Source organism: Sphingorhabdus sp. (assembly GCF_046596595.1).
GTDB lineage: Bacteria > Pseudomonadota > Alphaproteobacteria > Sphingomonadales > Sphingomonadaceae > Sphingorhabdus_B.
Genome location: NZ_JBKJMB010000131.1, coordinates 1 through 12,011 on the forward strand (window position 1 = coordinate 1; position 12,011 = coordinate 12,011).

Below are 12,011 nucleotides of genomic sequence, written 5' to 3' on the forward strand. Positions count from 1 at the left end.
CTGCGCATTGCCGCGCTTCCCGACAGCAGCCTGCGCGCACGAAAGCTACGTGACGTGCAAACCCATATTGTCGCCGCGCCAGCCTATCTGGAACGCATGGGAACGCCGCGCCACCCTGCCGAACTCGGCGAGCATGAGTGCCTACGTTATTCGCTGTTGACGACCCCTGAGCTCTGGCGGTTCACAAATGCGGCGGGTGAGGAGGTAGCGGTGCGCCCGCGCGGACGACTACGTGCGAACAACAGCGATGCCATGTTGCACAGCCTGCGGTCCGGTCACGGCATCGCCGTAGTGCCCGATTTCATTTCCGACGAGGATCTGGCGAACGGCAATATTTTGCCGATATTACAAGACTGGCGGCCGCCAAAGGTCGCATTACATCTGGTAACACCGCCCGGTACCATTCGACCGCAACGGGTGACCGCGCTGATCGATTATCTGGTCATGCAACTCGGGCGACCATAAATAAGTCGGGAAGCCGAAGTGGATTGCGCCGGTATTTCGTTAACATTGTGACCTGGCTGTCCATTGTTTTTCTCAAATCATAGCCCAAACAACGAAAATTCAGTGTCAGGACGAAAGAATTTTTTGGCACATCACATGCTCTAAATCCGCGGAAATGAGTCACTCTGCCCAGACATAAATGTCACGACTCGCGCAAATCCTAGCATTAACACCAAATTAACCTTTTCAGTTCATTTCCCTTATGGTTAATAAAGTTCGAAGCATCGTTAGCCAAGACCGGGTTGCTTCGGGGGTGCAGGGTTTCAAAAAGGGGTTTGCCCAATGCGTGTGCTTTTAATTGAAGATGAACCTACCACGGCCAAGGCCATCGAAATGATGCTCGCGACCGAAGGTTTCAATGTTTACACTACTGACCTCGGTGAGGAAGGCCTCGATCTCGGCAAGCTCTATGATTATGATATCATTTTGCTCGACTTGAATCTGCCCGACATGCACGGATATGATGTATTGAAGAAGCTGCGCGTTGCCAAGGTGCAGACCCCGGTGCTCATCCTTTCCGGCATTAACGAGATGGACTCAAAGGTCCGCTCCTTTGGCTTTGGCGCCGATGACTATGTGACCAAGCCATTCCATCGTGAGGAACTGGTTGCACGTATCCACGCTGTGGTGCGCCGTTCAAAGGGCCATTCACAATCCGTCATTCGCACCGGCAAATTGTCGGTGAACCTCGACGCAAAGACTGTCGAAGTCGACGGCAGCCGCGTGCATTTGACCGGTAAAGAATATGCGATGCTTGAATTGTTGAGCCTGCGCAAAGGCACGACGTTGACCAAGGAAATGTTCTTGAACCATCTATATGGCGGCATGGACGAGCCTGAACTGAAGATTATCGACGTCTTCATCTGCAAGCTGCGCAAGAAATTGTCGCTGGCCTGCATGGGCGAAAACTACATCGAAACCGTCTGGGGCCGTGGCTATGTGTTGCGTGATCTCGACGATATGGAGCAGCCGCTGGTCGCCTGACGCGGCTCAACTGGATTTACCGAGGGGGTAATGATAAAGGCGCAGTCAGAAATGGCTGCGCCTTTATACTTATCGGCGCGGGGGTAGACCACCAAAGGTAATGACGCTTTCTGCGCCATTGGGGCCAACCGCGCTTACGCCCACAAAATGGTCGTCAACGATTACGCCCTTAAGCACCGCATCCGTGCCTTCGACATCACGCACAAAAGTCCAAACCTGCGCGTCGGCGCGGCGTTGGTACAAACGGTAGCGCTTTGCACCGGGGGCCGCGTCCCACTTTACCGTTGTATCCGATGTTACTGCGCCGCCCAATGTCGCCGATGAAGGTGCTGGCGGTGCCTCAGCCAGAGCGCGCGCGGTCAGCACGTTCAACATCGTCACCTTTGCGAGATAGTCAAAATCCATCTTGTCGACAGTGTCGCCATATTCAATACCGTTTTCGGTGCGCAGATCCTGATGCTGGTGATGATAATTTTCGACACCCACCGTGTACCGGATGGCAGGAAAGCCTAGCTCAAGTGCGGCCAAATGGTCGCCGCCGCGTGCAAACCGGTCTGGGCGGCGGACACCAAAAACATCAAGCGTCACTTCGGGAAATTTCTGCGCCGCGACGTTGTCGGCATAGCGCATCAATGAGCGGCTGGGGCCGTCATCTTCGCCGCCGCTGTTGCGCCGCGCCATCTGACCGGCCAAATCTTCAGATGCGCGAATGCCTTCGCTGAAGACGCGAACGACATTTTCAACCCGGCGTCCGTCGGTTCCAAGCGTGCCGCCAACAATGTCGTTGTTCAACATTGCGGAGACTTTCCAACCGCGTTCCTTGGCAGTCTCCGCGAGCAGCCGCCCGCCCATCAGCCCCTGTTCTTCGCCCGAGAGCAGCGCAAACACGATTGTTGCTTCGGTCTGTGGCTGTTGTGCCATGATCCGTGCTGCCTCTATTACCAGCGCGCTGCCCGATCCATCGTCATTGGCACCGGGCGCGTCTTTGGTAAAATCCATGACGTCGGAGACGCGGCTGTCGATGTGTCCTGCAATGATGATGACATGGTCCCAACCCATTTTGCCGGGCTTTATGGCCAGAACATCGACGATGTTCACGCCATTTGGAATGCGTGGACCCGACATGTTGCGTTCAAGCAATTCTGTCTTCAAACAGCCCTTGCACGCGTTTGCGATTTTCTCAAACTCGCTCTGCGCCCAACGTCGTGCTGCACCAATGCCCCGCTTGGGATCAGTAGCCGAGGACAGCGTATGGCGCGTGCCAAAGCTCACGAGTTTTTCGACGTCTGCTTTTAAGCGTTCGGGTTTAGGGCTTGATTGTGCGGCGACAGGCGACGCGAGTCCGATCGCGATAATGCTGGCGACTAGAGCGATTTTTTTCATTATTGGCGATTTCCCGTCATGTTTGCAAATACCAGCGTTCGCCGCCCTCAAGCGCTAGCGCCGTCAATTTTCCCGAACTGTACGCGCCGGTATCAATGCCAATGCGTGACCCGCGTTCCTCGACCTCTTCGTAAATTGTGTGGCCATAGACAACGACTTTTTCCAGATCGCCGCGTTGATCCACGAACTCTTCGCGGATCCAGCGCATATCGCTCGGCTTTTGCTCCGCCAATGCCACCCCCGGACGAATGCCAGCATGGACAAACGCATAATCACCAATCACGATCTGGTCTTCGAAGCTTTCGATGAAGGCGATGTGCGTTTCGGGCACCAAAGTCGTCAATCGCTCTGTCAGCTGCTCCATATCAAGCGTCATATATTCGGCGCGCGTGATCGGGTACGACAATACCGTCTCTTCACCGCCAATGCGCAAGAAAAACCTGGTAACTTTCGGGTCGCTCTTGCGACAGGCGCTAACAAACACCTCTTCATGATTTCCCATGAGAAATCGGACATTTTTCCCGGACGCTTTCAACGCCATGGCGGTTTCGATGACCGCTGCGCTTCCGGGACCGCGGTCCACGAGGTCGCCCAAAAAGATGATGAGCGTGTCAGCAGGGCCGCGCGCTTGGTCATCGGCGTCAATCTTGGCCAACAGAGCCTTCAGCAAATCGTCACGGCCATGAATGTCACCAATGGCGTACACGCGCATGCCGTTGGGGACCTGCGCGGTATCGAGCGGACGCGGGACAGCAACTTTTTTGAAAAGGCGACCTAACATGGCTTGCGGCCTATAGGGCCGTATTGCCCATTAGGGAAGTGGTCACTCCTCAATAACGAAGCTCAGTCCCGCATTTTTTTGCAGTCGGTCAACGAGGGCTTCGCCTAGCGCCGCGCCCGGTGTCGTTACTCCGCCCGGGCCATCGTGTTCGCACAAGGCAATAGCCGTTTCTGCGATCATCTTGCTCGTCGATCCATAACCGGGGTCACGGTCGCCCTTCACGCCAAGGCGCGCGGTGCGGCCATCGGGATATTCCGCGACGAACAATATATCGTAAAATCCGGTGTCGCGCTCTTCTTTGGTTGGGCCTTCGCCGGGTTTTGGATCATCAGCGCCGCCCATCATTGGCGTCGAGGCGACATGCTTGGCAATGACTTCACCTTGTTCGCCCGGCCCGGTCAGCATCATTTCGTCATAGACGAAATCTGCCCCATAGCCATGACCCAGCAAAAAGTTCGTCCTGTGGACATTCTTGGTATTGATGGGCGCCATTACGAAATTCGTTGCCCAGCTGCCAAGGCTTTCGTCATATTCCGGTTTGTTTCCCGCTGGCTGCGCTGGGCCGTCGAAATCGGCGGAAAGGCTGAAAGGGTTGGTCAGGTAGCCAATCACTGCGGGGTCTTTGCCGGCCGCCGCCATAGTCGCTTTAAGGCTTGCCGCGGTCCCGCCCGAAAATGTGCCCTTCATCGACCGGACACGGCCCTTCACGCGCGGCGCAGGTACGCCAAATTGCGTCTCGCAATGCTTTTGTAGCATGAGCACACCCAGATCGAAGGGGATGGAGTCAAAGCCGGCTGAAAACACGATTCGCGCGCCCGAAGCCTTTGCGGCAGCGTCATGCTGGTCAATTTTTTGGCGCATCCAGGCCGGTTCGCCGCAAAGGTCGGTATAGTCGGTGCCATTGGCGACGCACGCTGCGACCAATTCATTGCCATAAAGCTGATAAGGGCCGACGGTGGTGAGTACGACCTTCGTCCGCTTGACCATATCGTCGAGCGTTGCCGGGTCTGAAGCATCGGCCACAATCAGTGGCGTATCGGCGGCTGCACCAATCAGGTCGCGTACTTCTGCCAGTTTATCAGCGCTTCGTCCGGCCATCGCCCACTTTACACCAGCTTTGTCTTTCAGATATTCGGCGACCAAGCGCCCGGTATATCCAGTTGCACCATAGACGATGATATCGAACTCGCGGCTTTCACGTGGCATTTTTCTCTCCCAATATGCACTTTGCGCAATCGTTGAGCAAAAATGCCCACGGAGTCGACCAAAATCTTGGCGCGCCGAAACAACATCGAAAAAATGCTAGTTGCGGCGGTCTCGATCCACCGCAGTATCAACGCGAACACGTTCGCCATTGCGATAAGCTGTTTCGTCATGGTCGTGCCGTGTCGCCAACGCTACATCCGCGTCACGCTTGCGGCGTGCCCGATAGGAGTCGAAGCTATAGCTTTTCTGGTCAAAGGCAAAGAGGCACAAGAACCCACCGGCGATGGCAATGTTCTTGAGCGCAGCGGCGGCCTGAACCGGATCAGCCGTTTCGCGGTGGAACAACAATGCCGTCAGCAGACAGAAAGCTGCAAAGACAATTGCGGTCAGGCGCGTGAAGATTCCCAAGATCAGCATCAACCCGCCGATGATTTCGAACAAAGCCGTCGGCAGCGCGAGATTGGTGGGCAGATTGACCGATGCCATATAGGCGGAGGTGGCCGGGATATCCGTAAGTTTCATTGCGCCAGACACGATGAACAATAACGCAAGCATGATACGCCCAAATAATGCAAACATTCCTGAAAACATGATTTTACCCTCCGGTTTGACCGGGTTTAGCCGAGGGGCAGCGAAACCCGGTCAGTTGGGTTAACGCGCGACATTACAAATCGAGCCATTGGTTTCAAATAAGGCGGGAATTAGCGCCCTGGAGCGGCAACCTAAAGCTTGGGCAGGGTAACCCCACGCTGGCCCATATATTTGCCTGCACGGTCTGCGTAGCTTGTCTCGCAGGGCTGTTCACCCTTGAGGAACAGAAACTGGCATGCGCCTTCATTGGCATAAATTTTTGCAGGCAGCGGTGTGGTGTTGCTGAACTCGAGCGTCACATGGCCTTCCCAACCTGGCTCAAGCGGCGTGACATTGACGATGATGCCGCACCGGGCATAGGTCGACTTGCCAAGGCAGATGACGAGAACATCGCGGGGGACGCGGAAATATTCGACTGTACGCGCCAACGCAAAGCTGTTGGGCGGAATGATGCAGACATCAGTTTTGCGGTCGACGAAACTTTTGGGATCAAATTCCTTGGGGTCCACAATCGAGCTGTCGACATTCGTAAAAATCTTGAACTCATCGGCGACGCGGGCGTCATATCCGTAAGACGAAAGGCCGTAGCTGATACATCCATCGCGGCGCTGCGCCTCGACAAATGGTTCAATCATCGCGCTTGCATGCGCTTGCTGGCGTATCCAAATGTCGGACAATATGGACATAATCACTCCCTGTTATGCGGACCGCTTTTGCCATGTTGCGAGACGAGTGCAAGTGGCGGGATGGAAAAATGTATTGACCATCCGCCGGCAAAATGAAGCTTATTTCAAACTCGCCGGTCCAAATCCATGGGGTAGCAGTTCCGACAACAGGAACGTTTCATAACCGGACGCGTGCGCACAATGGACGGGAATATCGGTTGAAGTAAGGTCCGCCACTTCCTTGATGATCTGACGACAGCGGCCGCAAGGGGTGATGGGGTCTGCCGCTTTACCCACCCGTCCTTCCAATCCGCCAGCGACCGCAATCTCGCGGATCTTGCGCAATTTGCCATCGCTGCTGGCTTTGGCAATCGCGACGGTTTCTGCGCACAAAGTCATCCCGTAGCTGGCATTTTCGAAATTGCTGCCCGTGACAATTTCGCCATTATCGAGCAGCAAAGCCGCACCCACATGAAAGTTGGAATAAGGCGCATAAGCGGTCTTTGCCGCGTCGATGGCGGCCTGAACGAGGTTTAGGGTGGCGTCGCTCATTTGCGCACCACAACCCAGTGCACGGGACCGTCAATGCCGCCTACGCGCCTATGCGTGTTTGCGGTCCACATCACCCAGGGCCTTCCCGAATAACCGGGTGATATGCCATTGCCTTCGAGCCAGATGTTGCGGTCGATCGACTTGCTCACTTGATACTCCTTCTCGAAATCTGGCGTCAGTAACAGGATTGCAGGCGTGCCGCTATGTGCCTCGATCTGGTTCAGGAACGTCGCGAGCTCGGACAGTATCAGTGCGCGGTTCGGCCGGCTTTTGCAGCGTTCGGAAAAATCCAGTTGTACCGCTGGCGGCAAGGCCCGTTCGTTTCGCGGAACGCTGGTAATAAACATGGTCGCCTGTTCGGACGCCAATCGGCAGATATCGAAGTGGTGCAACGCGCCAAAACGGATGCCAGCCTCTTGGACCGCTGCCAGGTTGGCCTGAAAATACGGGTCACGGCCCCGCGCGCCTTCTACCGCCGTGATATAGGCAAAATCTACCCCTGTTGCTGCAAGCTCAGCCCATTGCGGTTGGCCGTTGCTTTGGTTCACGACAACGCCTTGCACGGGATATTCTTCGCGTGAAGGCGTCCATCCGGTCACAAAGCTCCACAGGCCATAGCCCGCAAGCGCCATGACCAGCAGGAGCGCACCCCAGCGCACTAATTTCAGCTTTGCCCCCAAGCACCAGACCCCAATAAACGCATTTGATTCGGCCACTCTCTAGGCGCTGGGCTTGCGCAAAGTCGAGTGCTGTTGCGCATGCCGTGCCAATAAGCCGATGTCGTGGATGCAGGGCTATGCCTTGATGTGCAGGACGCAGATTAAGGTGAACAATCGGCGAGCCGTCGCGAAATCGACCTCCACTTTGCCTTCTAGTCGTTCCATCAACAATTCGGCGGCCTCATTATGTACGCCGCGTCGTGCCATATCGATAGTCTCAATTTCGGCCGCGCTGGCTTTGCGAATGGCTTGGTAATAACTGTCGCAAATGGCGAAATAATCCTTCACCGGACGCCTGAACCTGCCGAGCCCAAGAACCAGGGTCTCGTGCGGCGTTCCATCTTCGCGGCGGATATCGAGGATCAGGCGCCCTTCTGCGACGCTAATGCTCAAATGATACGGCCCGGCATAGCCATCGCCCATATCGCGCAGCGGCTTGAAGAAATTATCTTCGATCAGGTCGAAAATGGCAACGCGCCGTTCCTGCTCAATATCGGCATTGCGCCGCAGGATTGTCGCTTCGTCCAGTTCGACTTTGATGATGCGTGGGTCCCCCATGAATCTGTGTTAGCTTGAGATATTTTTGGGGCAAGGGGTATCGAGTTCCAAGTGACCGGCAATGTCAGAATGTTGTCCACAGCCATATCCCCGCACTTCTTTTTCTGTCCCCCTTGCGAAAGGGAACATGCTAAAGGATAGGAAGCCATGGCCGAACTGATAAGACTTGCTGCAGCCAATGAAGCTGAACCCCAACGCCTGCCGCGCAATATCGAGGCTGAGGCGGCGTTTTTGGGCGCGATTCTCATCGATAACCGCGTGCTCGAGGATGTCTCGATTAAGCTGCAGCCTGACCATTTTTTCGAACCTTTGCACGGCCGGATCTTTGAACAGATCCTGCGGCTGATTGACCGCAACATGTTGGTGACTCCCGTCACGCTAAAGCCGTTTTTCGAAGCCGACGAATCGATGCGGGAACTTGGCGGGCCGGGTTATTTGATCAAGCTCACGGCCGACGGCGCGGGCCTCATCGGCGCCCGCGACTTTGCCCAACAGATTTACGATCTCGCCTTGCTGCGCGAGTTGGTGTCGGTGGGGCGCACGCTTGTCGACAATGCTTTGGACACCAGCGAAAGCGTCGATCCAAAGGGACAAATTGAGGCCGCCGAAAGCGCATTGTACAAAGTCGCCGAGGGCGAAGGCGAAACCGGCTCGATGAAGAGCTTTTTGCAGGCATCTACCGAGGCGATCAAAAATGTCGAGAAAGCGCTGAACTCTGGTGGCAGCCTCTCAGGTATCACCACCGGCCTTAGCAGCATCAACGCGAAATGCGGTGGTTTGCACAATTCCGACCTGGTGATTCTGGCCGGACGCCCGGGCATGGGTAAGACTTCGCTTGCCACCAACATCGCGTTCAACGCAGCACGGCGTTGGGTGCGCGAGCGTGAAGACGGCATCGAAGAATCGAAGGGCTCCGGTGCAAAGGTCGCGTTTTTCAGCCTTGAAATGTCGGCGGACCAGCTCGCTACCCGTATCTTGGCCGAACAATCGGGGATCAGTTCCGAATTGCTGCGGATGGGTAAAATTTCCCGTGATGACTTCCGCGAGCTTTCGCGCGCGTCCCGCGAATTGCAGGACTTGCCGCTCTTTATTGACGATACGCCAGCGCTGACTATTGCAGCGTTACGTACCCGGGCACGGCGGTTACAACGTCGGCACGGGATTGGACTGATCGTTGTCGACTATTTGCAGCTTCTTCAGGGTTCAAGCCGCGCGAACGACAACCGCGTAAACGAAATTTCCGAAATCAGCCGGGGCTTGAAGACGTTGGCGAAGGAACTCAGCATCCCTGTCGTTGCACTGTCGCAGCTTAGCCGAGCGGTTGAACAGCGTGAAGACAAGACGCCGATGCTGTCCGACCTGCGTGAATCGGGTTCGATCGAGCAGGACGCCGATATGGTCTGGTTCGTCTACCGCGAAGATTATTATGAGCTGATGAAAAAGCCTGATGAGGGCACGCCTGCATTTGATGCCTGGAACGAAAAAATGGAGCGAATTCATGGCGTTGCAGAGCTCATCATCTCAAAACAAAGGCACGGCTCGACAGGCCGTGTTCGCATGAAGTTTGAAGCAAAGATAACGCGCTTTAGCGATCTTGCGGATGACCAATATACTGATGCGGGGTATGATTGAGGTGAGTTTCAATTCAAGGTTATGTTGAAAAACCTCCGTCACCCTGAACTGGTTTCAGGGTCTATTTATCTGCCGCAACTGGCGGTCGTTATGCATGACAGACCCTGAAACAAGTTCAGGGTGACACAAGGATTTGCAGAAGCCGTGAGCGTTTAAGACTTCGTCATCCCGAACTAGTTTCGGGATAACGCACTGCCGTTGCACGTTATCCTGAAATAAATTCAGGATGACGACTAAGGTGGGAGCTACCCCCGCAACCGCGCGCTCAGGATATAATTGAGCGCCATATTCTGGCTCAGATGCAGCCCTGACATGGGTGAAAAGGCAATGCCCTTCATGTCGATGACTTCGAGTCCGGCGTCGTCAATCAAGACGGCCAGCTCCTCCGGCGTCAGGAATTTGTCCCAGTCATGCGTGCCACGCGGGACCTGGCCGAGCCGTTCGGCCGCCTCCACAAGAAATACACGCGATGCGGGCGTACGGTTCGGGGTGGATAGCAAGAGCAGACCATCTGGTTTGAGGTGACGCACCAGCTCATGCACAAATGCCGCCGGATCCATGACATGTTCGATCACCTCCATGCAGGTAACCAAGTCATATTGACCCAAGCCTTGCGAAGCGATTTCCCCAGCGCGATAGTTGATAGACAGGCCAGCGCCCGCGGCGTGGGACTTTGCCGCCTCGATATTTTCAGGCGCGGCATCAACGCCAGTGACATCGGCGCCAAGACGCGCGAGAGGCTCGCATAGCAGTCCAGCGCCGCAACCGACGTCCAGCGCTGTTTTACCGGCCAGTGGGTGGCGTGCCTTGCCATCGCCGCCGAAATGCGCATCGACCGCATTGCGGATGAACGAGAGCCTTACGGGGTTCAGCTTGTGCAGCATAGCCGAGCTGCCCTTTGGATCCCACCATTCGGATGCCAAAGCGCCGAAATGGGCGGCTTCTGCGGCGTTAATTGTCGTTGCTGTGCTTGCGTTTGTCATATCCTGTCCCTATCAGGACGCGCGATTGTAATATAGCAATTATTGAAGGTTTTCATGGCGCGCATTGTAATGAAATTTGGCGGCACGTCGATGGCCGGCACCGAACGCATCCGCCGTGTGGCCCAATTGGTCAAACGTCAGGCCGAGCGCGGGGATGAGGTTGCTGTGGTCGTGTCGGCCATGGCTGGCGATACCGATCGCCTCGTGAATTTTTGCCGCGAGGCAAATGCACTGTATGATCCAGCCGAATATGATGTGGTGGTCGCTGCCGGCGAACAAATTACCGCTGGTCTTTTGGCAATCACGCTTCAGGCGCTTGGTTGCGAAGCGCGCAGCTGGCTTGGCTGGCAAATGCCAATTCATACCGACAACGCCCATGCCAAGGCGCGGATCGGGTCGATTGATACCACTGAATTGCGCGCATCGATGGCGGCGGGGAATATTGCGGTCATTCCCGGATTTCAGGGCCTGACCGATGACAACCGGGTCACCACCTTGGGCAGGGGCGGGTCCGACACATCCGCAGTCGCCGTTGCCGCTGCGTTAAAGGCCGATCGCTGCGACATTTATACCGACGTTGATGGCGTTTACACAACCGATCCGCGCATCGTTGCCCGCGCACGCAAGCTAAAGGCAGTCACCTACGAAGAAATGCTTGAGCTTGCCTCGGTCGGATCGAAAGTATTGCAAACCCGTTCGGTCGGGCTTGCGATGAAAGAGGGCGTTCGTGTTCAAGTGCTGTCTTCCTTTGTCGATGACAGCGCACCCGACGCAGACAGCATCCCAGGCACGATGATCGTGACCGACGCAGAACTGGAGAATAGCCAAGTGGAACGCCAACTGATCACCGGCATCGCGCATGACAAAAACGAGGCGAAAATCACGCTAACGCGCGTGCCCGACCGCCCCGGTGCGGTTGCCAATATTTTTGCGCCCCTGGCTGATGCCAATATCAACGTCGACATGATCATTCAGAATGTGGGCCGCGACAAGGGCGAGACCGATGTGACATTCACCTGCCCGCAGGCCGACCTTGCACGTTGCACCGACATATTGGAAAACCGTCGCGACGCCATTGGCTATAACCGGCTTATCCCTGATACCAAGGTGGCCAAGATTTCGGTCGTGGGCGTTGGCATGAAAAGCCATGCCGGTGTCGCCTCGACAATGTTCAGCAGCCTTGCCGACCGCAAAATCAACATTCAGGCCATCTCCACGTCCGAGATCAAGGTCAGCGTGCTCATCGATGAAGACGAAACCGAACTCGCCGTGCGTGTTCTGCACACTGCCTATGGGCTGGATGCGGAGTGAACAAGTCAGGCGCTTTTGTGTATGTAATCTGCCATTGAGCCTGTGCAAAAAAAATTGGCCCAATCTAATGACTAAACTCCGACATCTGATGACACGCGGCACGGACTTTCTGGGCTGCGATGTCGCGATCATGTGCGGGGCC

At 55.7% G+C, this 12,011-nt stretch carries 13 protein-coding genes; 4 read left to right on the forward strand and 9 right to left on the reverse strand.

Translation table 11 applies throughout. The features are described 5' to 3' along the window. The coding region (locus ACLL9E_RS13225) for a substrate binding domain-containing protein (RefSeq protein WP_411292208.1) at positions 1-465 on the forward strand (465 nt) is incomplete at its 5' end. A 321-nt stretch (positions 466-786) separates the two neighbouring features. Further along, on the forward strand, positions 787-1,488 hold the full coding sequence (ctrA, locus tag ACLL9E_RS13230) for a response regulator transcription factor CtrA (protein ID WP_411292209.1): 702 nt from the start codon (positions 787-789) through the stop codon (positions 1,486-1,488). Positions 1,489-1,557: 69 nt separating this feature from the next. Here ctrA and ACLL9E_RS13235 read toward each other — a convergent pair whose 3' ends face one another. The 8 genes from ACLL9E_RS13235 to ACLL9E_RS13270 form a co-directional block, all read right to left on the reverse strand. Next, positions 1,558-2,871, reverse strand: coding sequence for a M20/M25/M40 family metallo-hydrolase (locus tag ACLL9E_RS13235; protein WP_411292210.1), 1,314 nt, complete (start codon positions 2,869-2,871; stop codon positions 1,558-1,560). Positions 2,872-2,887: 16 nt separating this feature from the next. Continuing rightward, positions 2,888-3,652: a metallophosphoesterase family protein gene (locus tag ACLL9E_RS13240; RefSeq protein WP_411292211.1), complete on the reverse strand. Its 765-nt coding sequence runs from the start codon at positions 3,650-3,652 to the stop codon at positions 2,888-2,890. A 42-nt stretch (positions 3,653-3,694) separates the two neighbouring features. Next, entirely contained in the window at positions 3,695-4,858 is a 1,164-nt protein-coding gene (locus ACLL9E_RS13245; RefSeq protein WP_411292212.1) for a saccharopine dehydrogenase family protein, read from the reverse strand. Positions 4,859-4,954: 96 nt separating this feature from the next. Next, positions 4,955-5,449, reverse strand: coding sequence for a DoxX family protein (locus ACLL9E_RS13250; protein WP_411292213.1), 495 nt, complete (start codon positions 5,447-5,449; stop codon positions 4,955-4,957). 131 nt (positions 5,450-5,580) lie between these two features. Then, complete coding sequence (gene dcd, locus ACLL9E_RS13255; RefSeq protein WP_411292214.1) at positions 5,581-6,135, reverse strand: dCTP deaminase; 555 nt, start codon at positions 6,133-6,135, stop codon at positions 5,581-5,583. A 99-nt stretch (positions 6,136-6,234) separates the two neighbouring features. Next, positions 6,235-6,666 carry a cytidine deaminase gene (locus ACLL9E_RS13260; protein ID WP_411292215.1) on the reverse strand — a complete coding sequence of 144 codons (432 nt, stop codon included), beginning with the start codon at positions 6,664-6,666 and terminating at the stop codon, positions 6,235-6,237. Further along, the gene (locus ACLL9E_RS13265; protein ID WP_411292216.1) at positions 6,663-7,382 is read right to left on the reverse strand and encodes a glycoside hydrolase family 25 protein; all 720 of its coding nucleotides are present in this window, start codon (positions 7,380-7,382) and stop codon (positions 6,663-6,665) included. The genes ACLL9E_RS13260 and ACLL9E_RS13265 overlap by 4 nt, the downstream gene beginning before the upstream one ends. Positions 7,383-7,460: 78 nt before the next feature. Beyond that, positions 7,461-7,943, reverse strand: a complete 483-nt coding sequence (locus tag ACLL9E_RS13270) for a UPF0262 family protein (protein WP_411292217.1) — start codon at positions 7,941-7,943, stop codon at positions 7,461-7,463. Positions 7,944-8,090: 147 nt separating this feature from the next. Between ACLL9E_RS13270 and ACLL9E_RS13275 the strand changes: the two genes are divergently transcribed. Continuing rightward, entirely contained in the window at positions 8,091-9,575 is a 1,485-nt protein-coding gene (locus ACLL9E_RS13275) for a replicative DNA helicase (RefSeq protein ID WP_411292218.1), read from the forward strand. 245 nt (positions 9,576-9,820) lie between these two features. Here the strand turns inward: ACLL9E_RS13275 and ubiG are convergent, their stop codons facing one another. Further along, positions 9,821-10,558 carry a bifunctional 2-polyprenyl-6-hydroxyphenol methylase/3-demethylubiquinol 3-O-methyltransferase UbiG gene (ubiG, locus tag ACLL9E_RS13280; RefSeq protein ID WP_411292219.1) on the reverse strand — a complete coding sequence of 246 codons (738 nt, stop codon included), beginning with the start codon at positions 10,556-10,558 and terminating at the stop codon, positions 9,821-9,823. A gap of 54 nt (positions 10,559-10,612) precedes the next feature. Here ubiG and ACLL9E_RS13285 point away from each other — a divergent pair, with 54 nt between their 5' ends. Continuing rightward, positions 10,613-11,869: an aspartate kinase gene (locus ACLL9E_RS13285; protein ID WP_411292220.1), complete on the forward strand. Its 1,257-nt coding sequence runs from the start codon at positions 10,613-10,615 to the stop codon at positions 11,867-11,869. The last annotated feature ends 142 nt before the right edge of the window (positions 11,870-12,011 follow it).